Genomic DNA, 22,668 nt, shown 5'->3' with positions numbered 1-22,668 from the left:
TCCCACGCTCTGCGTGGTAACGCCTCCTGTGACGCTCTGCGTCACGTCGTATGGGACGCGGAGCGTCCCGGGCTGCATTCCCACGCAGAGCGTGGGAACGATCATTGTGGATTAGAAATCACCCCAAAGCTGCTGGGCCACCGCCAGTGCCACCACTGGCGCGGTCTCGGTACGCAATACGCGCGGGCCGAGGCGGGCGGCGTGGAAGCCGTTGCCTTTGGCTTGCTCGACTTCGGCATCCGTCAAACCGCCTTCAGGCCCGATCAAGAACGCCAGCGTCGCCGGTTTGGCATGACTCACCAACGGCTCCGCCACCGGGTGCAGCACTAGTTTCAACTCGGCCTGGCTCTGCTTGATCCAGTCCGCCAACAACACCGGCGGATGAATCACCGGCACCCGCGAACGACCACATTGTTCACACGCGCTGATCGCCACCTGGCGCCAATGCAGCAGGCGTTTGTCGGCGCGTTCGTCCTTGAGGCGGACTTCGCAGCGATCACTGAAGATCGGCGTGATTTCATTCACGCCCAGCTCGGTGGCTTTCTGAATCGCCCAATCCATCCGCTCGCCACGGGACAGGCCCTGGCCTAGGTGGATGTGCAGCGGCGATTCGACCTGACCGGCGAATTGCTCATTGATCTGAACGGTCACGCGCTTCTTGCCGACTTCCAGCAGCGAGCCAAGAAACTCATGACCGGAACCGTCGAACAACTGCACCGCATCGCCCTCGGCCATGCGCAGCACGCGGCTGATGTAATGCGCCTGGGCTTCCGGCAATTCGTGTTGGCCGGTGCTCAGGGGGGCGTCGATAAAGAAGCGGGACAGTCTCATTTCGGGTCTCTCAGATTAGATCGTTCCCACGCTCTGCGTGGGAATGCCTCGATGGACGCTCTGCGTCCGCTTTGGGACGCGGAGCGTCCCGGGCTGCATGCCCACGCGGAGCGTGGGAACGAGCGGTCACGTTAGCCCGGATCACGGAAGCCGGGATGGAAGTCTTTTGGCACGGCAACACTGACGCTGTCACGCGTAGCAATGTCGATGCCTTCGCTGGCGACTTCGGCGAGGAAGTCGATCTGCTCCGGGGTGATCACGTACGGCGGCAGGAAATACACCACGCTGCCCAGCGGGCGCAGCAACGCGCCGCGCTCCAGCGCATGCTGGAACACCTTCAAGCCGCGACGCTCTTGCCAAGGGTAGGCCTCTTTGGTGGCTTTATCCTTGACCATCTCGATGGCCAGGACCATGCCGGTCTGACGCACTTCGGAGACGTTCGGGTGATCAACCAGATGCGCCGTCGCCAATGCCATGCGCTGGGCCAGCGCCTTGTTGTTCTCGATGACGTTGTCCTGCTCGAAGATATCCAGCGTCGCCAGTGCCGCCGCGCACGCCAGCGGGTTGCCGGTGTAGCTGTGCGAATGGAGGAACGCGCGCAGGGTTGGATAGTCGTCGTAGAACGCGCTGTAAACCTCGTCGGTGGTCAGGCACGCGGCCAGCGGCAGGTAGCCGCCGGTCAGGGCTTTCGACAGGCAGAGGAAGTCCGGACGAATGCCAGCCTGTTCACAGGCAAACATGGTTCCGGTGCGACCGAAACCGACGGCGATTTCATCGAGGATCAGGTGCACGCCGTAACGGTCGCAGGCTTCGCGCAGCAATTTCAGATACACCGGGTGGTACATGCGCATGCCGCCAGCGCCCTGAATCAACGGCTCGACGATTACTGCCGCAACGCTGTCATGATGCTCTGCCAAGGTCTGTTCCATGGCGGCGAACATGTTGCGCGAGTGTTCTTCCCAGCTCATGCCTTCCGGGCGCCCGTAGCAATCCGGGCTCGGCACTTTGAGGGTGTCCATCAGCAGCGCTTTGTAGGTTTCGGTGAACAGCGGCACGTCGCCGACCGCCATCGCCGCCATGGTTTCACCGTGGTAGCTGTTGGTCAGGGTGACGAAGCGCTTCTTGTTCGGTTGGCCGCGGTTGAGCCAATAGTGAAAGCTCATTTTCAGCGCGACTTCGATGCAGGACGAACCGTTATCGGCGTAGAACACCCGGTTCAGCCCTTCCGGCGTCATCTTCACCAGACGCTCGGACAACTCGATCACCGGCTGATGGCTGAAGCCGGCCAGAATCACGTGTTCCAGTTGATCGACCTGATCCTTGATGCGCTGATTGATGCGCGGGTTGGCGTGGCCGAACACGTTGACCCACCAGGAGCTGACGGCGTCGAGGTAGCGCTTGCCTTCGAAGTCTTCGAGCCAGACGCCTTCGCCGCGCTTGATCGGGATCAGCGGCAGCTGTTCGTGGTCTTTCATCTGGGTGCAGGGATGCCACAACACCGCGAGGTCGCGTTGCATCCACTGATTATTCAGGCCCATTTACAGTCTCCTCGAGGCGGCTCGCGTCAGGCGCGGGCAAACAATCGCGCAAGCCTATGCAATGCGTCGCGCGGGGACAACCCATTGTGTCGATTGAGCTACTTTGTATGAGCCGATAGACGTCGCTGGCGGCGTTTTGATGGCTAACGTATTCTTCGCGGTTCTTTGGGTCGTCTGACCCGCAAAAGTGCTTTTTCCTACGTGTATTTCCGGAGTTCGCTGAATGTCTGTCGGTTGGCTGCGCGCCTGTGCGCTGGTGATGTTGGGGCTGTTCAGCGTTACAGCGCTGGCCAAGGATAAAACCGCAATCGTGATCGGCGGTGGCCTGTCGGGCCTGACTGCCGCTTATGAACTGCAAAACAAAGGCTGGCAGGTCACCCTGCTGGAAGCCAAGCCGAGCCTGGGCGGTCGCTCCGGTATGGCCACCAGCGAGTGGATCGGCAACGACAAGACGCAGCCGGTGCTGAACAAGTACGTGTCGACGTTCAAGCTTGGCACCACGCCGGCGCCGGAATTCGTGCGGACCCCGGGCTACCTGATCGACGGCGAATATTTCTCTGCCGCCGATCTGGCGACCAAGCAACCGGCTACCGCCGATGCCTTGAAGCGCTATCAGAAAACCCTCGACGATCTGGCGCGTTCGATTGACGACCCGCAGAACCCGGCAGCGACCAGCACCCTGCACGCGCTGGACCAGATCACCGTATCGAGCTGGCTCGATAAGCAAAACCTGCCGGCCACCGCGCGTCAGCTGATCAATCAGGATATCCGCACCCACTACGACGAACCTTCGCGTCTGTCGCTGCTGTATTTCGCCCAGCAGAACCGTGTCTATCGCGGCATCTCCGACCGTGACCTGCGCGCTTCGCGTCTGGTCGGCGGCAGCCAGGTGCTGGCGCAGGCGTTCGTCAAACAGATCAAAACGATCAAGACCAATTCGCCGGTGTCGGCGATCACTCAGGACAAGGACGGCGTGACCGTCAAGGTCGGCAGTGTTGGCTACCAGGCTGACTACGTTGTGCTGGCCGTGCCGCTGCGTGCACTGAACAAGATTGCCCTGACGCCGGCGCTGGATGCTCAGCACATGGCCGCGATCAAGGGCACCAACTACGGCTGGCGCGACCAGATCATGTTGAAGTTCAAGACGCCGGTGTGGGAAAGCAAGGCGCGCATGTCCGGCGAGATCTATAGCAACACCGGTCTCGGCATGCTCTGGATCGAGCCTGCCCTGAAGGGCGGCGCCAACGTGGTGATCAACCTGTCCGGCGACAACGCTCGCGTGATGCAGGCGTTCGGCGACAAGCAGATGGTCGATCAGGTGCTGATTCGTCTGCACGCGTTTTATCCACAGGCCCGTGGCTCGTTCACCGGTTATGAAATCCGTCGTTACAGCACCGACCCGTCGATGGGCGGCGCTTACCTGGCTTACGGCCCGGGGCAGATCAGCAAGTTCTGGCGCCTGTGGGAACGTCCGCTGCAACGCGTGACGTTCGCCGGCGAACACACTGACACCTTGTACCCGGGCACGCTGGAAGGCGCATTGCGCACCGGTCAGCGTGCGGCCAGTCAGGTTGAAGATCTGGCGGCAGGCAAATCGTTCGAGCCAGCCAAAGTGGTTCCGGCTGCAGCAGCGGCAGGCGCGGCGGGTGCCGTGGCGGCGAAGAAGGGCAACTTCTTCACTAATCTGTTCGGCGGTTCGGATGACGAGAAGAAGCCTGAGCCTGTGAAGGCGCCAGAGCCGGCTCCTGCACCGGTCGCTCCAGCGCCTGCGCCGACCCCGGCACCTGCGCCAGCGCCGGTGGAAGCACCGAAACCAGCGACCCCGGTGAAAGCTGAACCGGCGAAGAAAGCAGCGGCCAAGCCAGCGGCGAAGAAGCCTGCAGCTAAAACCGAGGCGAAGAAGGCCCCGGCCAAACCGGCAGCGAAAAAGGCCGAGCCGGCGAAGAAGCCAGCGGCCAAGCCGGCAGCCACCACTGAGACCAAGGCGCAGTAAGCCTTTGCTTCAATAAAAAACGCGGCCATGAGGGCCGCGTTTTTTTTTGCCAGAAGCGCGCACGTCAATCCTTCCCGGTGCAGTCTCAAGGCTTACCTTTGCGCAGGACACTTCCCACAAAACAATCAGAACGAAACGATAGCGGGTGCCGGATCTCCAACTTTATGCTTGAAAAAATTGGAGGCGCTTGATGAAAAGGCTAATGGCAATAGTTCTGTTGATGACACTTTCCGGTTGTGCCAATGGACGTTTCTTTCCTGGAGGTTATGGTGCTGAACTTGCCCATCAATGCAAGATAGATCCGTACAGTGCGGATTGCTTGCAGCCACCGGCGGTTTTCACCAACTAATCAATCAAAATAACTCAGGCGTATTAAAAGTCCCATTTGAAGAACTCCGTGCCGTTCGGCAACTTTCTGAGCCATCGCTGCTTGGGTTTTCGAATTCGCCCGGGCACAAATCCAGAGCGGGCCCAGCGCAGATTCCCGTTGCGCTGATCGTAGATGACCAGGTTGCCATCGTCCTGAAGCGTCATGTAGGTGTTGTGCCAGAGCGATTTGTCGAGGCTGTGCGTGCTTTCAGCAATCCACAGGCGCCGTCGGGAAGGGTCGTAGAGAAAACCGTTGTTGCTGATGACAAACTGCAGTGGCTCACGCATCTTTTTTGGATGCAAAGTTAAACTGTAAGGCTGATTGCTATCGGCAATCCACACTACCGTTTCACCGTCTTTGATCACAAGATTTCCATCGCCCTGCAATATAAGGCGAAATCGACCGTTTTCGGATTGCAGATATTGGCCTGGGCTCAGGGTCTGGTTTGGCGGTAACTCGGAAGTACCACTTGCTTGAAAGGGGCTGTAACGAAGCGCCATGTTGTTGACCTTTTCAAAGAATGATTGAGTCATCATTTGATCAGGTGCGGAGGTACAACCAGCGATACATAGTTATCGATTGGGAATTTCTCTGGCGACGACCTTCCCGTGATCGCCACCTGCTCCGGGGAGTGTCGGATCAGCCCGCGAGAATCGAGCAGTATGGCCCGAGCGCTGTGCGGACAAATCGCCTTTAATCTTTCCTTAACACGTCACTTCCAGACTCTTGATCGTATTTCTCGATATTTCAAAGCGAAATTTTCCGCTTTAATTCGATAGATAACTCGCTAGTCTTGGTTCGCAGTTCTCACAGGATTTGGGCAATGCAGCTACGTAACTCTTCTTCGCGCTATGGTTGGGTCAGCATCTTCATGCACTGGGGTGTGGCGCTGGTGGTCTTCGGGCTGTTCGCGCTGGGCTTGTGGATGGTCGGGCTGGATTACTACAGCAGCTGGCGCAAAGACGCGCCGGATCTGCACAAGAGCATCGGTCTGGTGCTGTTGGGTCTGATGGTGTTGCGGGTGCTGTGGCGCTTTATCAGCCCACCGCCACCGACGCTGCAAAGCTACAGCCGCATGACCCGTATCGGCGCCAAATTCGGCCACGGGTTTCTGTATCTCGCGCTGTTCGCTGTGATGATTGCCGGTTACCTGATTTCCACCGCAGACGGTGTCGGGATCCCGGTGTTTGGCCTTTTTGAAGTTCCTGCACTGCTCTCCGGGCTACCGGATCAGGCAGATACCGCTGGGGTGATTCATCTCTGGCTGGCGTGGGCGCTGGTAATTTTTTCCGGCCTCCATGCGTTGGCAGCATTGAAGCACCACTTTATCGATCGTGATGCGACCCTGACGCGAATGCTCGGTCGCAAAGCCTGAAATTCAACCTCGACTCAAAGGAAAAGAAAGCATGTTGAAAAAGACTCTGGCCGCTCTGGCAATCGGTTCTGCACTGCTCTCGGCCCAGGCCATGGCAGCGGACTACAAAATCGACAAGGAAGGTCAGCACGCCTTCGTTGACTGGAAAATCAGCCACCTGGGTTACAGCTTCATCCACGGTACTTTCAAAGATTTCGACGGTACTTTCTCGTGGGATTCGGCCAAGCCTGAAGCCAGCAAGATCTCGGTTGATGTTAAAACCGCCAGCCTGTGGTCGAACCACGCTGAACGTGACAAGCACATCGCCAGCAAAGACTTCCTCGACGTGGGCAAGTTTGCTGATGCCAAGTTCGTCTCCACCGCCGTTAAATCGACCGGTGAAAAGACTGCTGACGTGACTGGCGACCTGACCCTGCACGGCGTGACCAAACCTGTAACCTTCAAAGCCACATTCAACGGCGAAGGCAAGGATCCATGGGGCGGCGAGCGTGCTGGCTTCAACGCCAAGACCACCCTCAACCTGAACGATTTCGGGATCAAGGGCCCAGGTCCTACCTCGCAGACTGCGGATCTGGACATCTCGCTGGAAGGCGTGAAGGTTAAGTAACTTTCGCCCCGCCACATAAAAACGCCCCCGGTCGAAAGGCCGGGGGCGTTTTTTATTGTCTACGACACACACACTTCCCTGTGGGAGCGAGCCTGCTCGCGAAGGTGACGGGTCAGTCAGCATTGATGTTGGCTGAATGACCGCTTTCGCGAGCAGGCTCGCTCCCACAGGGGATATGCGGTGATTCAGGGGTGTTTGTGGCGCCTAAAAAAATGCCCCGGCTCTTGCGAGGCGGGGCATCTTTCATGGCGGCGTCAACTCAGCGATTGCGAGTCAGCAGCGCTGGTTTCTCGCCACGCGGGCGGCTTGGCAGTTGATCGAGCTGCTCAGGCGTCGGGAAGCGGTCGGCTTTCGATTCCTTGTGCATGATCTTCGGCCCGGTGCTGCGCGGGTTTTGTACGGCCGGTTCGCTGCGTGGCTGATCGTCACGGGCTGGACGACGGTTGCGCGAGGACGAGGAGGACTCGTCGCGACGACCCGACTGACCATCACGCGGTGCGCCGTTGCGCGGGCCGCCACTGCGTTTGGCGGGCGGGGTGCCGGTACTCGAGCCGTTGCTGTTGCGCGGACCGTTCTGACGACCCTGCGACTGACCGCCGCGTGGTGCGCCCGAACCTGCGCCAGCACCTTGAGCCGGTGCGCCTGGACGACGGCCGCGACCGCCAGCCGGGGCAGGCTTGGGCACGTAGTCAACGCGATTACCGAAGTTATCCACATCGTCGTCGAGGAACTCGTCCGGCGCACGATCAGCCGCCGCACGTGGCGGTTGGCTCGGGCGCTGTTCGCGGGCTGGGGTGCCTTCGCGCGGTTTCTGCTGACGGGCAGGGCGCTCGCCACGTTCACCGGCCGGTTTTTCCTTGCCCTTGTCTTTGCCTTTGTCTTTACGACCGCCGCCACCGCCGCCGCCATTCGGCCCGTCGCCGCGTGGGCCACGTGGATTGCGCGGGTTACGCACGTCCGGACGCTCACGCACTTCCGGCTTCTCGGCTTCAATGGTGCTCGAATCGAAGCCCATCAGGTCGCCGTCGGCGATTTTCTGCTTGGTCATGCGTTCGATGCTTTTCAGCAGTTTTTCTTCGTCCGGCGCGACCAGCGAGATCGCCTCGCCCGAACGACCGGCACGGCCGGTACGGCCGATACGGTGCACGTAATCTTCATCGACGTTCGGCAGTTCGAAGTTGACCACGTGTGGCAACTGATCGATGTCCAGACCGCGTGCGGCGATGTCGGTGGCAACCAGGATACGCACCTGGTTGGCCTTGAAGTCGGCCAGCGCTTTGGTGCGCGCGTTCTGGCTCTTGTTGCCGTGGATCGCCACAGCCGGCAGGCCGTGCTTGTCCAGGTACTCGGCCAGACGGTTGGCGCCGTGCTTGGTGCGAGTGAACACCAATACCTGTTCCCAGGCGCCGGCGGTGATCAGGTGGGCCAGCAGCGCACGTTTGTGGCTGGCCGGCAGACGGAATACGCGTTGCTCGATGCGCTCGACCGTGGTGTTCGGCGGCGTCACTTCGATGCGTTCCGGGTTGTGCAGCAGCTTGCCGGCGAGGTCGGTGATGTCTTTGGAGAACGTCGCCGAGAACAGCAGGTTCTGACGCTTGGACGGCAGGCGCGCGAGGACTTTCTTCACGTCGTGCACAAAACCCATGTCGAGCATGCGGTCGGCTTCGTCGAGGACGAGGATTTCCACGTGGGACAGGTCAACGCTGCCCTGGCCGCAGAGGTCGAGCAAACGACCCGGGCACGCAACGAGCACGTCGACACCACGGGACATGGCCTGAACCTGCGGGTTCATGCCGACGCCGCCGAAGATGCAGGCGCTGACGAATTTCAGGTCACGGGCGTAGATCTTGAAGCTCTCGTGTACCTGGGCCGCGAGTTCGCGGGTCGGGGTCAGGACCAGTACGCGCGGTTGGCGCGGGCCATGACGCTGGGATTTGTCCGGGTGACCGTTGGGGAACAACCGCTCCAGGATCGGAAGGGCGAAACCGCCGGTTTTACCGGTACCTGTCTGTGCCGCAACCATCAGGTCGCGACCTTGCAACACGGCGGGAATGGCCCGCTGTTGCACCGGAGTAGGCTCGGTATAGCCCGCATCTTCGATGGCGCGGACTAAAGCCTCGGAGAGACCGAGGGAAGCAAAGGACATGAGTAATCCTGTTTTAGTTAGGGCTTGGCCCAATGGGAGTCTTGCCTGGCGCGAATGGCGTTTAAGAGGACGCAATCCCGTCCGGTCCTGCTGCGGTTCCGAAGGCACGTCTGGAGCGCTCGCGCGGGCTGCAAAGCTGCGCTGTAGCGGGTCGAGAGGCCTGTTACGGTTCCGGGCGTCCGGGCGTGAGCCTGGCGGGAACGCCGGAGTATAACAGAGCAATCACTGCGCGCTGCTTTCCTGCTGCTCAACGGTTTTGCTGTTGGCCGTGGCTGAGTTCAGTGAAGGGCTGCCGGCGGGTGCGGCGCCGTAGCGTGCGCTCAGCTCGGCGTAAGCCGGTTCGCGCTTGAAACGTTTGAGTTCGGCACCGAAACGTTGCACCAATAAATCCATGCCGGCATTGCGCCGAACCGCGAGAAACTGGCTTTGGCGGCTAATGACGGTGGGGTTTTCAGTGATCTGATCGCGGATATTCAGCTCATCGAGCAAATGCTGGCCAACGCGGCGATCGGTGATCAGCAAGTCGATTCGACCGCGCACCAATTTACCGAAGTTGGCTTCGTGGGTCGGTGCCGGCTCACGGCTAAACAACGTTGATTCGCTGAAATCGGGGCTGTACAGATAGCCCGGCGAAGTGCCGATGGTCAGGCCTTTGAGTTCTTCGAGTTTGCTGAACGGATGCGGCCGGTCGTTGGCGTAGAACATCACGAACTCGACATCCGACAAGGGTTCGCTCGGGTAGAGCAGGGTGGCGTCGCGCTCGTCGCTGTGAAAAATGTCCAGTGCACCGTCGGCCTGACCGGTTTCAAGCATCGACAGGCAGCGCTTCCATGGCAGGAATTGCCATTCGACTTCAATGCCCAGACGTTTGAAGACGATGGCCGTGGTTTCGTAGTCGAGCCCGAGGTTCTTGCCGCCTTCTTCATACACGTACGGCGCCCATGGCTCGGTGACAATACGCAGCTTCTCGCCTCGAGCGGCGAAGCTCAGGCAAGCAAAAACCAGCACGGCGAATAACTGCGTGATCAAAGGCATGGCTTGAGATTACGACGAGAAACGCGAAAGAGCCAGAAAGTGCCGGCACAAGCTCTGTTTCGGGCATTTAAAAGCAAAAGATCGCAGCCTTCGGCAGCTCCTACACGGGATATGAAATCTCAATGTAGGAGCTGCCGAAGGCTGCAATCTTTTGATCTTGCTTGTCGCTTTCAGCTTGAAGCTTGAAGCTGCTTCAACGCGGCAACTTCAGGTTATTCCAGATCGCCAGACTAGGCTCAGCCTGGTTCATGGAATAGAAGTGCAGCCCCGGCGCGCCGCCCTGCAACAAGCGTTCGCACATCTCGCTGACGACTTGCTCACCAAAGCGCTGAATGCTTTGTGTGTCATCGCCGTAGGCTTCCAGTTGCTTGCGGATCCAGCGCGGGATTTCCGCACCGCAGGCGTCGGAGAAGCGCGCGAGTTTGCTGTAGTTGGTGATCGGCATGATCCCCGGCACGATCGGCAGATCAACACCCTGCGCCTGCAAACGGTCGACAAAGTAGAAGTAGCTGTCGGCGTTGAAGAAGTACTGGGTGATCGCGCTGTCGGCGCCGGCGCGAGCCTTGCGCACGAAGTTGGCCAGATCGTCTTCGTAGTTGCGTGCTTGTGGATGCATCTCCGGGTAAGCGGCAACTTCGATGTGGAAATGATCGCCGGTTTCTTCACGAATGAATTCAACCAGTTCATTGGCGTGACGCAGCTCGCCGCTGGTCATGCCCATGCCGGACGGCAGGTCACCACGCAGGGCGACGATGCGCTTGATGCCGGCCGCCTTGTACTCGTTCAGCAGGCCGCGCAGGTCGTCCTTGCTGTCTCCGACGCACGACAGGTGCGGTGCGGCCGGAATTTTGACTTCGCTTTCCAGTTGCAGAACGGTGTTGAGGGTGCGATCACGGGTCGAACCACCAGCGCCATAGGTGCAGGAAAAGAAGTCGGGGTTGTAGGTGGCCAGCTGACGGGCAGTGGCGAGCAGTTTTTCATGCCCAGCATCGGTCTTGGTCGGGAAGAACTCGAAGCTGTAGCGACGGTCTTGGGACATGGTCATACCCTTGGAAACAAGAACCTTCGAGGCGCTGCAATCCCGTGTGGGAGCGAGCCTGCTCGCGAAAGCGCCGGGTCAGACAACACGGATGTTGAATGTTGAGACGCCTTCGCGAGCAGGCTCGCTCCCACAGGGAGAGCGAGCAAGCGCCTGTTAGTAGCGGTAAGCGTGCGGCTTGAACGGGCCTTCGACGGTCACGCCGATGTAGTCAGCCTGTTGCTTGGTCAGTTGAGTGACCACGCCGCCGAAGCCGCGAACCATTTCCAGAGCCACTTCTTCGTCGAGTTTCTTCGGCAGTACTTCAACAGTCAGACGTTCGGCTTTCTGGGCTGGCGACAGGTCGGCGTACTTCTGGCCGAACAGGAAGATCTGCGCCAGCACCTGGTTGGCGAACGAACCGTCCATGATGCGGCTTGGGTGGCCAGTGGCGTTACCCAGGTTTACCAGACGGCCTTCGGCCAGCAGGATCAGGTAGTCGTCGTTCTGCGCGTCGAAAGCGCCCGGGCCGGTACGGTGGATCTTGTGTACCTGTGGCTTCACTTCTTCCCATGCCCAGTTCTTGCGCATGAAAGCGGTGTCGATTTCGTTGTCGAAGTGACCGATGTTGCAGACCACGGCGCGCTTCTTCAGGGCTTTGAGCATGTTCGCATCGCAAACATTGACGTTACCGGTGGTGGTCACGATCAGGTCGATCTTGCCCAGCAGCGCTTTGTCGATGCTTGCTTCGGTGCCGTTGTTGATACCGTCGATGAACGGCGAAACCAGTTCGAAACCGTCCATGCACGCTTGCATGGCGCAGATCGGGTCAACTTCGGAGACTTTAACGATCATGCCTTCCTGACGCAGGGACTGGGCCGAACCCTTGCCCACGTCACCGTAACCGATGACCAGCGCTTGCTTGCCGGACAGCAGGTGGTCGGTACCGCGCTTGATCGCGTCGTTCAGGCTGTGACGGCAGCCGTACTTGTTGTCGTTCTTGGACTTGGTCACCGAGTCGTTGACGTTGATGGCCGGGATTTTCAGCTCGCCCTTGGCCAGCATGTCCAGCAGACGGTGTACACCGGTGGTGGTTTCTTCAGTCACGCCGTGAACGCGATCCAGTACTTGTGGGTACTTGTCGTGCAGCAGCTGAGTCAGGTCGCCGCCGTCGTCGAGGATCATGTTGGCGTCCCATGGCTGGCCATCCTTCAGGATGGTCTGCTCCAGGCACCACTCGTACTCTTCTTCAGTTTCGCCTTTCCAGGCGAAAACCGGGATACCGGCAGCAGCGATAGCGGCAGCAGCCTGATCCTGAGTCGAGAAAATGTTGCACGACGACCAGCGTACTTCGGCACCCAGGGCAACCAGGGTTTCGATCAGCACGGCAGTCTGAATGGTCATGTGGATGCAGCCGAGGATCTTGGCGCCTTTCAACGGCTGTTCGCCGGAGTACTTGCGACGCAGACCCATCAGAGCCGGCATTTCCGATTCGGCGATGATGGTTTCGCGACGGCCCCAGGCAGCCAGGGACATGTCGGCAACTTTGTAATCGTTAAAATCTGCAGGCGTGATAACAGCGCTCATGAAGAGCCTCCATTCGTAATGTATGCGAATGGGCGCCGTTGTGCGTTTAGTGTCTGGCCTGAGCCAGTCAACGCCCCATCCGAGCCTGACAGGTTGAACCTGCTGCAGCGCCCCTCGGACAGGTGGCGGGAAAACGGTAGCAAGTGAACGTTACCGTTTTGAAACGGTGGCGATTATAGCCGTCTAGACTGATCTTCCAAAGGGTTTCTGTCGGCCAGATGAAGATCGTTAATGACGACCATAGTCGAAGCCGCATGGAGCCTGACCGCTCAGTCTGCCAAGATACCGTCCATCGTTCGGCAAGACACTCAGGAGTGAAGATGAATTTCCACACCCGCAAATGGGTAAAACCCGAAGACCTCAACCCCAACGGCACCCTGTTCGGCGGCAGTCTGTTGCGCTGGATCGACGAAGAAGCGGCGATCTACGCCATCGTGCAGTTGGGCAATCAGCGCGTGGTGACCAAGTACATTTCCGAAATCAACTTCGTCAGCGCCTCGCGCCAGGGCGACATCATCGAACTGGGCATCACCGCCACCGAGTTCGGCCGCACCTCGATCACCCTGACCTGCGAAGTGCGCAACAAGATCACCCGCAAGAGCATTCTGACCGTCGAGAAGATGGTTTTCGTCAATCTGGGCGAAGACGGCTTGCCGGCACCGCACGGGCGCACTGAAATCAAATATGTGAAAGACCAGTTCCAGGAAGATGAACTCGTTACCAAGTGATATCGGCGGCGTGCCCTTCGCGAGCAGGCTCGCTCCCACAAGGATCACGCTGTACCTGTGGGAGCGAGCCTGCTCGCGAAAGCGGTTGTTCAGTCAGCGAAGAATCATCTGCCCACTGAACAGCCATGAACCGCCGGGGTCGTAGGTAAACACCACCCCCACGGTTCCCACGCCATGACCACTCCCACCGACGGCAAGACCCCCGATCTCTCGGCCAAAGAACAGCATGAAGTCGAGAAAAACCAGCCGCCCCGCGCGGCCGTCCTGCATGAAATCATCCGCTCTCAAGGCGATCAGGAACTGGAGCGCAGCATCGCCGCACTCTGGTGGTCGGCATTGGCGGCAGGGTTGACCATGGGCCTGTCGCTGATGGGCATGGGCCTGCTCAATTCGCGCCTGCCCGACGGTGATGAATTCAAAGTGATCGCCAGCTTCGGCTACTGCGCAGGTTTTCTCGCGGTGATCCTCGCCCGTCAGCAACTGTTCACCGAAAACACCCTGACCGCCGTGCTGCCGGTCATGACCAAGCCGACCCTTCAGAACTTCGGCCGGCTGATCCGTCTGTGGACGGTGGTGCTCGTCGGCAACCTCTGCGGCACGATTCTGGTGGCGTACGTGATGCTCGAACTGCCGATCTTCGACAGCAAGACCGACGTTGCCTTCCTCGAAATCGGCCGCAAAGTCATGGAAAACCATGCCAGCCAGATGTTCGCCAAAGGCATCGTGTCTGGCTGGATGATCGCCACCATGGTCTGGATGATTCCGTCCATGGAGAGCGCGAAGATGTGGATCATCATCCTCATCACCTACCTGATGGCGCTCGGCGACTTCACTCACATCGTGGTGGGTTCGGCCGAGGTGTCATATCTGGTGTTTGCCGGCGAATTGCCGTGGAGTGATTTCTGGATGGTCTTCGCCGGGCCGACGCTGGCGGGGAACATCATTGGCGGCAGCTTTATCTTTGCGCTGATCAGCCATGCGCAGATTCGCAGCGAGAGCGGTGCGCCGAAGGAATCTGCGGATCAGGCCGAGAAACCTGATCCGCAGGCGATCAAAAAATGATCAGTGGTGAGCGGGTTCGCTGGTGGTCGTGGGCTCGTTGCGAGTCGCGTGCTTGACCAGTTTGCCGATGGTCAGACCCTGCAACAGGATCGACGACAGCACCACGATGTAAGTGATGCTCAGCAGCAGATCGCGCTCCGGGCCCAGCGGCAGGGCCAGGGCCAGTGCCACTGAAACACCGCCGCGCAAACCGCCCCAAGTCAAAATCCGGATGGTGCCGGCCGGCACTGTCCGCCAGCGGCGCAGCAGCAGAATCGCCGGAGCCACAGTGAGCAGGCGCGACAGCAGAATGGCCACCGCCAATACACTCGCCGCCGTCACGTGCAGCCAGTTGAACGGCAGCAGCAACAGCTCCATGCCGATCAGCGCAAACAGCAGCGCGTTAAGCATGTCATCGAGCAATTCCCAGAAACCGTCCAGATAACGGCGGGTCATGTCGTTCATTGCCAGATTGCGCCCGAGGTTGCCGATGATCAGACCGGCCACCACCATCGCGATCGGCGCGGAAACGTGAATCTCCGTGGCCATCGCCGAACCGCCAATGACCAGCGCCAAGGTCAGCATCACGGTGATCTGATGCTGTTCGACGCTCTTGATCATTCGATAGACCAGATAACCGATCAGCCCGCCGAACAACACACCGCCGATGGCTTCATGAACGAACAACATGGCGGTGGCGCTGATGGTCGGGGTTTCGCCGAGTTGGGCGATGCCCAGCAATACGGTGAACACCACAACAGCTGTGCCGTCGTTGAACAGTGATTCGCCGACGATGGTGGTTTTCAGCGGCTTCGAGGCGTTGGCGGTACGCAGCACACCGAGCACGGCAATCGGGTCGGTCGGCGAAATCAGCGCGCCGAACAGCAGGCAATACAAGAAACTCACGTGCCAGCCGAACAGGGCAAAAATGTAATAGGCGAGGCTGCCGATTACCGTGGTGGCAATCAACACGCCGAAGGTTGCCAACAGGCCGATGGGCCAGCGGTAGCTGCGCAGGTCATTCAGGTTGACGTGCAAGGCGCCGGCGAACAGCAGGAATGAGAGCATCCAGTTCATCAGCAGATCGCCAAAGTCGATCTGGCCGATCAGTTGCTGCACGCGTTCTTCGAGACCGGGGTAGCCGAGTACGCTCAGGCCTTGCAGGATCAGGGAGAACAGCAGCGCAGTCACCATCACGCCGATGGTCGGCGGCAGGCCGATGAAGCGGAAGTTGACGAAGGTGAGGAGGGTGGTGAGGCAGATGAAAGCGGCGACAAGTTCAAGCATCCGGGGTCCTTTGGATGAGGGGTGAATGGAGCGCGTCCGATACTTGGGCGCAGGGGTTTGATGGGCCGAGAACGACTGAGGGCACAAGCTTCCCTCACCCCAGCCCTCTCCCGGAGGGAGAGGGAGCCGACCTTATTGTCTTGTGGCATGCATCGACCTGAATAACCGAGTCGATTATGGATTCGGCAATGCGCGTTCAGGTCGGCGTACTTCTGAAGCATCCCCCGTTCAGTCCCCTCTCCCTCTGGGAGAGGGCTAGGGTGAGGGCTCTGTCTGGCACGACACGATTAGCCAGACACATTGACCCCAGCCGTTTCGCGACGTTGCAGATAGATGAAAAACAGCGCCGTCAGCACCGTCAGCACGCCGACCAGTGCCCCGGTCCACGGCAAATCCGCCAGATTCTGCACCACTGGCAACCACCAGCCCGCCGATCCACGCACCCGCCGCGTTACCGAGGTTGAAAGCGCTCTGGTTCAATGTCGAGCCGAGGTTCGGCGCTTCATGGGCCTGATCGATGATCAGCAATTGCAGAATCGGGCACAGCGCAAAAGCAAAAATCCCCCACAGCACCAGCGTGATCGCCGCCGGCACCACCGAACGGCTGGTCTGGCTGAACGCCGCCAGAATCACCACCACCGCCAAGGCCACACCGACCAGCGAAGGCAACAAACGGTTATCAGCCAGACGCCCACCGAGCATGCTGCCACCGGTCAGGCCGACGCCGAACAACAACAGCATCACAGTCACACCGTGTGGGCTGACGCCGGTGATGTCTTGCAGGATTGGCGCAATGTAGGTGAACACGCTGAACAGGCTGGTCGATGCCAGCACACTCATGCCCAGCGCCAGCAACACGTTGATCTTGCCCAATACCTTGAATTCGCAGGCGAGGTTGGCCTTGTCCATCGGGATGTGTTTCGGCAGCCAAAACCACTGCGCGAGGGCTGCGATCACTCCGATCACCGAAACCGCCCAGAAGGTCGAACGCCAGCCGGCGTATTGCCCGAGCGCCGTGCCCAGCGGCACGCCGAGAACGTTGGCCAAGGTCAGGCCGGTGAACATCATCGCAATCGCCTGTGCGCGTTTGTTCGGCGCGACCAGCCCGGCGGCGACCACCGAGCCAATGCCGAAAAACGCGCCGTGGCACAGTGCGGTGACCACGCGAGCGGCCATCAGCGTCGCGTAGTTCGGCGCCAGGGCGCAGAGCACGTTGCCGAGGATGAACATCAGCGTCATGCCGAGCAACGTCGCTTTGCGCGGCATGTTCGCGGTGCCGATCGCCAGGATTGGCGCGCCGAACACCACGCCCAACGCATAACCAGTGATCAACAGGCCCGCGTGAGGAATGCTCACGGCAAGGTCGCGGGCAACATCGGGCAACAAGCCCATGATGACGAATTCGGTTGTGCCGATGCCGAATGCGGCAACAGCGAGGGCAAGCAAGGCGAGTGGCATGCGCAAGGTCTCTGTCGGTAGTCTTGACGCTTTGATCAGGCATACGCAGGCCGACGACCGATCTCGAAGGAGGGCGGTGCAGGCAGGAATTATTGGTATTTTTCTGTGCGCAACTGAGTGCGGCGTGGTCGCTTGCAGTATAAACAGCTGCTGACACATCGCGAATCAATAATCTGACTAATTGGCTCGCTAACAACAATAAGGAGTGGAACGTGCTGGCGACGGGGTTGGTATTGATGGCGGCGCTGCTGCATGCGACGTGGAATACATTGATCAAGTTCAGCGCCGAGCGGCTGCTGGTGGTGGCGTGCATGGACACCGTGGCGCTGCTGGTCGTCGCCATCGCGTTGCCATTCGTGAGCTTGCCGCCGATGGATATCTGGCCGTGGATTCTGGCGTCGGCAGCGTTTGAATTGCTGTATCGCTACCTGCTGATTCAGGCGTATCGGGTCGGCGATCTCGGGTTGGTCTATCCACTGATGCGCGGTTTGTCGCCGCTGGTAGTGCTGGCGCTGACGCTGATCTTCGCCGGCGAAGTGCTCACCACCCAGCAGATCTTCGGCATCATGCTGATTCCGTTGGGCATGGTTTGTCTGTTGTGGCAGGGCGGTGGCGGCAAGCATTTGCCATGGTCGATGCTGCCGGTGGTGGCGTTGATCGGCCTGTGTATCGGTTGCTACACCTACATCGACGGTCAGGCATTGCGGCGCTGGTCGCACCCGCTCGATTACCTGGTCTGGGTCACGTTGTTCAGCGCCTGGCCGTTTCCGCTGCTGGCATGGGTCGCCAAGCGTCCGGCGTTCATGTTGTTCTGGCGTGAGCAATGGAAGCTGGGGTTGGCGGTGGGCTTCTGCGTATTGGCCAGCTACGCTCTGGTGCTGTGGGCGATGCAGTTGGGCTCGATTGCGGAGGCGGCGGCATTGCGCGAGATCAGCGTGATTCTGGTGGTGCTGTTCGGCATGCGCTACTTGAAAGAACCTTTCGGCCGTCCGCGGCTCTTAGCCTGTGGGCTGGTGCTGATCGGCATGCTGGTGATGAAGTTCTGACCGCTCGCGAATTCTATAACTCGAAAAAAGGACGGCGTTATGACGGTGGCTCTGTGGTGTGTGTTGATTGCGATTTTTCTGCCATATGTCTGCACTGGCGTGGCGAAAGCCGTGGGCGGCTACCGGTTGAGTGACAACCACGATCCGCGCGACTTTCTCGAAAGTCTCAACGGTGTGGCTCGTCGGGCACACGCGGCGCAGTTGAACAGCTTTGAGGTGATGCCGGCGTTTGCAGCGGCGGTGATCGTCGCGCACCTGGTGGGAACCGCGCAGTTGGTGACGGTCAATGTGCTGGCGGTGATGTTTATTACCAGTCGCCTGCTTTACATCATTTGCTACCTGGCGGACTGGGCGATCTTGCGGTCGCTGGTGTGGTTTGTGGGGATGGGGCTGATTGCTTCGTTCTTCTTCGTGTCGGTCTGATGCTCGGGTGTTGCTGATGGCCTCTTCGCGAGCAGGCTCGCTCCCACATGGATATGCATTCCAACTGTGGGAGCGAGCCTGCTCGCGAAAGCCATTGTTCAGACGACAAAGATCCTAAGGGTTACTTCTTCTCTGTATCAGCCACCTGCGGCACTTGTGGCAGCGCCGCACCTTTTGGCCAGAGCATCCAGATCTGCCCCTGCTGTTTCATGTCCCCGGCCAGTTGCCCGGCTGCATCACCGGTGCCCCAGAACAGATCCGCACGAACCTCGCCGGCAATCGCGCCGCCGGTATCCTGCGCCGCCACCGGGCGGACCAGTGCCGTACCATCCGGGCGCGTGGTCGACAGCCACAACAGGCTGCCCAGCGGAATTACCTTGCGATCCACTGCCGCACTGTAGCCCGCAGTCAACGGCACGTTCAGTGATCCGCGCGGGCCTTCATTGCTGTCCGGATTGCGGGTGAAGAACACATAGCTCGGGTTGCTGCCCAGCAGTTCGGGGATGCGCGACGGATTGGCCTTGGCCCAGTTGCTGATCGCGCTCATTGTCACGTCTTCTTTCTTCAACTCGCCTTGCTCGACCAGCCAGCGGCCGATCGGCCGATATGGATGGCCGTTCTGATCGGCGTAGGCAATGCGCAGCTGTTTGCCGTCTGCGGTCTGAATCCGCCCCGAACCCTGGATCTGCAGGAATTGCAGATTCATCGGGTCGGTCAGGTAGGCAACCACCGGGGCTTTCACACCTTTGGATTCGATGGTCGCAGCATCGTCGTAAGGTTTGAGTACTCGACCTTCAAGGCGACCACGCAGGCGTTTGCCTTTGAGTTCGGGATAAATGCTGTCGAGCGAGACAATGATCATGTCCTCCGGCACGCCATACACCGGCACGTTGGCCGCCTCGGTGGGCGTCAGGCTGCCGGGGTAGACCGGCTCGTAGTAGCCGGTGATCAAGCCGTTGGGGTTGTCGTTTTCAGCGCGCAGGCCGTAGACATCGAGGTTCTGTTTGAGAAACGCACGAATTTCTGTGGCGCTCTGTGGAACATTGGCCGCTGCTGCGCAGGTTGTGCCCCAGATCGCATCTGCCTTGAGTCGGGTGCAGGCGCTGCGCCACGAACCGAAACCGGCGACCAGATCGCTATCGGATACCGCCGGCAATGCCTCCCAAGTGGCGCTGGAATAAGTGGCCAGCGCGTGGGTTTTCGGCTTGGCGTTCTCGCCACCGGTGCAGCCGGCGAGTATCGCCAGCAGCGGCAGGGTTGCAATCAGCGGGTGACGCCAGGCCTTGAAACGGCTGTTCATGGAGTGATTCCTGTGTCGGTTGCCCGCGTGCTCCATGCGCTCGAACAACCCGTATTTTTAATAGGGCTATTGGTGTTTGGCGGTGACGCGAGGATACTGGCCGCCGAATTCCGTGACCTGAAGCCACCATGACTGTTAAAAGAATTGCTGTTGTATTGCTGGCCTGTCTGACCTTGTCCGCCTGTGGCGGTGTCGATCCGAATTCTCCTCTGGGCCAGCGCAAGGCCATTTTCAAACAGATGCTCAAGACCGGTGAAGATCTGGGTGGCATGTTGCGTGGGCGCATTCCGTTCGACGGGCCGAAATTCGCCGAGGGCGCGGTCAAGCTCGATACGTTGTCCCATGAACCGTGGAAGCATTTTCCGCAAGTTCGCGAGGAAGATCACACCAGCGCCAAGGACGATGTCTGGCAAAAACAGGCGCAGTTTCAGGAAATGGCTCGCACGCTCGAAGCCGCCACCGGCGAGCTGGTGATTGCCAGTCAGGTTCAGCCGTACAAGGCCAGCAACCTCGCGCCGGCGGTGCAGAAAGTTGAGGATGCCTGCAGCGCTTGCCATAAACAGTTTCGCGATCATTGATATTTAAAAGATCGCAGCCTGCGTCAGCTCCTGTATTAATCAGAGCAGGAGCTGCCGCAGGCTGCGATCTTTTGATTTTTACTTGTCGATTTCTTCCAGCGCGTCCTGCAGTTCTTTGCGCGATTCGGCGAGTTTTTCTTTGCGCTTGTTGATCCTCTCCGGATCGCCTTTCTTCATGGCTTTATCGAGATCGGCCTGACGCTGACTGACTTCGTGTTTGGCCTCAAGCACTTTGTTTTCGCGTTCTTTCTTCAGACCGGCGTCGGTGCAGTGTTCGGTCACTTCGCTCAGGGCTTTTTCCAGACCCGCCTGCTGATCGGCATTGCCGCGCGATTTCGCCTGTTCGATCTGGTTCATGATGCCCTGCTTTTTCGCAGCGCAGCCGGTCAGGCCGGGGGCATCTTCATCGGCCATTACGGGGGCGGCCATCACGCCGCAAAGGGTCAGCATGGCGAGCGGTGCAAGAAATTTCATAAAAGCTCCATGTGCAAAGGCAATCGGGTCGGTCAGGCACTGCGCTGTTGGAGCGCTTGGGCTACCGATGGGTTCCCGGCGCACCGGGATTGCGTAGTCAGAAACCGTCGATTCCGGCGGCACGTAAGGTTTCGCTCAAGGCCAGTACCTGCGGGTCGCGGAAGAATGCGCTCAATTGCGCTGCGCGTCCCGGGCCGATACCGGCTTCGGCCTGCCATTGTTCGGTGTCGCGTTGTGCCAGCGCCTGCCACGAGTCAGGCAGGTGTGCCTGACCGCTTGGCGGTAAGCCCAAGGCTTTGAGCCATTGGGCGAAGGGCCGTTGGCGGGCGCTGTGAAAACTGTGCATCAGGCGTTCGCTGCTGCGCTCGCCGAAGCCGGCAATGTTAGCAAGCTCTGACGCGTCGAGGGTCAACCAATCCAGCAGGTTGTTCACACGGCGTGTTTCGAGAAGTTTCTCCCAGGTACCACGACCGACATGCTGCATCGCCAGCCCTTGCTTACCGCTGAGCCAGGTCAAGCGGGCGAGAAACTGGCTTTCACAACCGGGAGTCGGTTGCCAGCAACTCAAGGCGTGGAAATCCTCTGCGTCGGGGATATCGATATCTGTGCGTTCGCTGGTGCGCAGTACAACACTGTCGAGCCGAGGAATGGTCAGACCGGCGAGGCTGATTGCCACTTGATCTCCCGGGCGAATGTCCAGCTCTTGCCAGCGTTTCAGCGAACTGGCGCTGACCCGTTTGATCTCCCGGTCATCGAGCATGACCGGGGTCAACTCGATCACCGGTGTGATGCGGCCAGTGCGGCCAATCTTGAAGTTGATCTTGCGAACTTCGGCCAACGCTTGCGCAAACGGGTATTTCCAGGCGATCGCCCAGTACGGTGCGCGAGCTTGCCAGCGTTCGGCGGGCGGGCGCTGACTCTGGCGCAACACCACGCCGTCGGTGGCAAAGGGTAAAGGCGAGCGATACCAATGGTCGCGCCATTTTTGTGCCTCTGCGAAATCGCTGGCGGGCTGGCTATACGGTTCAGTCCTGGCAAAGCCCAGCGCTGCCAATCGTGAAATCCGTTCGGGCAAATCCAAAGGCCCTTGCGGCCAGTCCCAAACGAACAGTCCGATCCCGGCAGCCTGTTCTGCCGTGAAGGATTTGCGGTTCATCAGTCCGGCAACGGCGGCACGGGCGTTGACGCTGCCGGATCGGGCTTGCACGTGTTCATTCAAGCGCCAATAGAGCTCCCCTTGAACCAGCAGATCCAGCGGCTGCGTCAGGCGTTGAGGTATGGCGTTGATTCTTTGCGCTGAAGTCGTCCAGTCCTGTCCGCTGATCCCGTCACCGCGACTGATGGCTTGTTGCAACATCCCTTGGCGATAAACCAGCGTCACTGCCACGCCATCGACTTTGGGTTGAACCCAGACGTCCTGACGATCTCGTAGCCATGCTTGCACGGCCTCGGCTTTATGGATTTTATCCAGACCGGTATGGGCGATGGGGTGGGTGACTGTGCCTGAAGCCGTGCGCAAAGGTTCGACGGGCGAGGGTAGCCTGAAGCATTCACGCCATGCGCTCAGGCGTTGGAGTGACTGGTCGTAGAGTTCGTCGGCGATCAGTGAGCGGCCTTCGCGGTGATAGGCGTCGTCCCATTGGTTGATCTGTTTTTGCAGGGCGGCGATTTCGCTTTTTGCTTGAGTGGCCGGCCATTTCGGGCAATCGGCGTGGGTGTTGAGGGCCGTACAGGCGGTGAGAAAAATCAACAGCAGGCGCAGTGTGACAAGCATTGTGAGCGTCCTTGCTCAGGGGGAATGCTTGAAGGTTAGAAGACGATTGGGGGCTTGGC

At 59.6% G+C, this 22,668-nt stretch carries 19 protein-coding genes, 1 pseudogene and 1 riboswitch; of the genes and pseudogenes, 8 read left to right on the top strand and 12 right to left on the bottom strand.

What is annotated here, in order from left to right:
* Positions 1–111: 111 nt before the first annotated feature.
* Both AB4N44_RS15290 and AB4N44_RS15285 read right to left on the bottom strand, forming a co-directional pair.
* Positions 112–831: a 16S rRNA (uracil(1498)-N(3))-methyltransferase gene (locus tag AB4N44_RS15290; protein ID WP_460158112.1), complete on the bottom strand. Its 720-nt coding sequence runs from the start codon at positions 829–831 to the stop codon at positions 112–114.
* 131 nt (positions 832–962) lie between these two features.
* Positions 963–2,369, bottom strand: a complete 1,407-nt coding sequence (locus AB4N44_RS15285; RefSeq protein WP_460108554.1) for an adenosylmethionine--8-amino-7-oxononanoate transaminase — start codon at positions 2,367–2,369, stop codon at positions 963–965.
* Between the two features lie 223 nt (positions 2,370–2,592).
* Here AB4N44_RS15285 and AB4N44_RS15280 point away from each other — a divergent pair, with 223 nt between their 5' ends.
* Positions 2,593–4,362 (top strand): flavin monoamine oxidase family protein, encoded by a 1,770-nt coding sequence (locus AB4N44_RS15280; RefSeq protein ID WP_460108556.1) that lies wholly within the window; start codon positions 2,593–2,595, stop codon positions 4,360–4,362.
* Between the two features lie 372 nt (positions 4,363–4,734).
* Here AB4N44_RS15280 and llpB read toward each other — a convergent pair whose 3' ends face one another.
* The gene (gene llpB, locus AB4N44_RS15275) at positions 4,735–5,265 is read right to left on the bottom strand and encodes a lectin-like bacteriocin LlpB (protein ID WP_455805854.1); all 531 of its coding nucleotides are present in this window, start codon (positions 5,263–5,265) and stop codon (positions 4,735–4,737) included.
* Between the two features lie 290 nt (positions 5,266–5,555).
* On the opposite strand from llpB, the gene AB4N44_RS15270 reads away from it, so the two are divergent.
* Both AB4N44_RS15270 and AB4N44_RS15265 read left to right on the top strand, forming a co-directional pair.
* Positions 5,556–6,107 (top strand): cytochrome b, encoded by a 552-nt coding sequence (locus AB4N44_RS15270; protein WP_150775747.1) that lies wholly within the window; start codon positions 5,556–5,558, stop codon positions 6,105–6,107.
* Between the two features lie 31 nt (positions 6,108–6,138).
* Complete coding sequence (locus tag AB4N44_RS15265) at positions 6,139–6,714, top strand: YceI family protein (protein ID WP_007913714.1); 576 nt, start codon at positions 6,139–6,141, stop codon at positions 6,712–6,714.
* A 259-nt stretch (positions 6,715–6,973) separates the two neighbouring features.
* Here AB4N44_RS15265 and AB4N44_RS15260 read toward each other — a convergent pair whose 3' ends face one another.
* From AB4N44_RS15260 to ahcY, 4 genes are all read right to left on the bottom strand, one after another.
* Positions 6,974–8,860 (bottom strand): DEAD/DEAH box helicase, encoded by a 1,887-nt coding sequence (locus AB4N44_RS15260; RefSeq protein WP_150749733.1) that lies wholly within the window; start codon positions 8,858–8,860, stop codon positions 6,974–6,976.
* A 222-nt stretch (positions 8,861–9,082) separates the two neighbouring features.
* Positions 9,083–9,895, bottom strand: coding sequence for a substrate-binding periplasmic protein (locus tag AB4N44_RS15255; protein WP_460108558.1), 813 nt, complete (start codon positions 9,893–9,895; stop codon positions 9,083–9,085).
* 193 nt (positions 9,896–10,088) lie between these two features.
* Positions 10,089–10,934: a methylenetetrahydrofolate reductase [NAD(P)H] gene (gene metF, locus AB4N44_RS15250; protein ID WP_007913720.1), complete on the bottom strand. Its 846-nt coding sequence runs from the start codon at positions 10,932–10,934 to the stop codon at positions 10,089–10,091.
* A gap of 156 nt (positions 10,935–11,090) precedes the next feature.
* A complete protein-coding gene (ahcY, locus tag AB4N44_RS15245; protein WP_007913721.1) occupies positions 11,091–12,500 on the bottom strand; it encodes an adenosylhomocysteinase in 1,410 nt (469 codons plus the stop codon).
* Between the two features lie 23 nt (positions 12,501–12,523).
* A riboswitch (S-adenosyl-L-homocysteine riboswitch) is annotated at positions 12,524–12,622 on the bottom strand.
* 198 nt (positions 12,623–12,820) lie between these two features.
* Here ahcY and AB4N44_RS15240 point away from each other — a divergent pair.
* A complete protein-coding gene (locus AB4N44_RS15240; protein WP_016984776.1) occupies positions 12,821–13,228 on the top strand; it encodes an acyl-CoA thioesterase in 408 nt (135 codons plus the stop codon).
* A gap of 174 nt (positions 13,229–13,402) precedes the next feature.
* A complete protein-coding gene (locus AB4N44_RS15235) occupies positions 13,403–14,290 on the top strand; it encodes a formate/nitrite transporter family protein (RefSeq protein WP_127930086.1) in 888 nt (295 codons plus the stop codon).
* Here the strand turns inward: AB4N44_RS15235 and AB4N44_RS15230 are convergent, their stop codons facing one another.
* Together AB4N44_RS15230 and AB4N44_RS15225 are read right to left on the bottom strand one after the other, a co-directional pair.
* Complete coding sequence (locus AB4N44_RS15230) at positions 14,291–15,556, bottom strand: cation:proton antiporter (protein ID WP_460108561.1); 1,266 nt, start codon at positions 15,554–15,556, stop codon at positions 14,291–14,293.
* A gap of 287 nt (positions 15,557–15,843) precedes the next feature.
* Positions 15,844–17,014, bottom strand: a pseudogene (locus AB4N44_RS15225) (MFS transporter).
* Positions 17,015–17,226: 212 nt separating this feature from the next.
* Here AB4N44_RS15225 and AB4N44_RS15220 point away from each other — a divergent pair.
* Together AB4N44_RS15220 and AB4N44_RS15215 are read left to right on the top strand one after the other, a co-directional pair.
* Positions 17,227–18,060: an EamA family transporter gene (locus AB4N44_RS15220; RefSeq protein ID WP_460108564.1), complete on the top strand. Its 834-nt coding sequence runs from the start codon at positions 17,227–17,229 to the stop codon at positions 18,058–18,060.
* Between the two features lie 39 nt (positions 18,061–18,099).
* The gene (locus AB4N44_RS15215) at positions 18,100–18,483 is read left to right on the top strand and encodes an MAPEG family protein (protein WP_077574861.1); all 384 of its coding nucleotides are present in this window, start codon (positions 18,100–18,102) and stop codon (positions 18,481–18,483) included.
* 121 nt (positions 18,484–18,604) lie between these two features.
* Here AB4N44_RS15215 and mltA read toward each other — a convergent pair whose 3' ends face one another.
* The gene (gene mltA, locus AB4N44_RS15210) at positions 18,605–19,783 is read right to left on the bottom strand and encodes a murein transglycosylase A (RefSeq protein WP_460108566.1); all 1,179 of its coding nucleotides are present in this window, start codon (positions 19,781–19,783) and stop codon (positions 18,605–18,607) included.
* Positions 19,784–19,911: 128 nt separating this feature from the next.
* On the opposite strand from mltA, the gene AB4N44_RS15205 reads away from it, so the two are divergent.
* On the top strand, positions 19,912–20,361 hold the full coding sequence (locus AB4N44_RS15205; RefSeq protein ID WP_150648869.1) for a c-type cytochrome: 450 nt from the start codon (positions 19,912–19,914) through the stop codon (positions 20,359–20,361).
* Between the two features lie 78 nt (positions 20,362–20,439).
* Here AB4N44_RS15205 and AB4N44_RS15200 read toward each other — a convergent pair whose 3' ends face one another.
* Both AB4N44_RS15200 and ligB read right to left on the bottom strand, forming a co-directional pair.
* Entirely contained in the window at positions 20,440–20,835 is a 396-nt protein-coding gene (locus AB4N44_RS15200; protein WP_127930080.1) for a DUF1090 domain-containing protein, read from the bottom strand.
* 97 nt (positions 20,836–20,932) lie between these two features.
* Positions 20,933–22,609 (bottom strand): NAD-dependent DNA ligase LigB, encoded by a 1,677-nt coding sequence (ligB, locus tag AB4N44_RS15195; protein ID WP_460108568.1) that lies wholly within the window; start codon positions 22,607–22,609, stop codon positions 20,933–20,935.
* Between the last annotated feature and the right edge of the window lie 59 nt (positions 22,610–22,668).

This window comes from Pseudomonas sp. S3_C06, from assembly GCF_054667675.1.
Note: the sequence above shows the minus strand (reverse complement) of the source record. Positions and strands in the feature narration are given on the sequence as shown.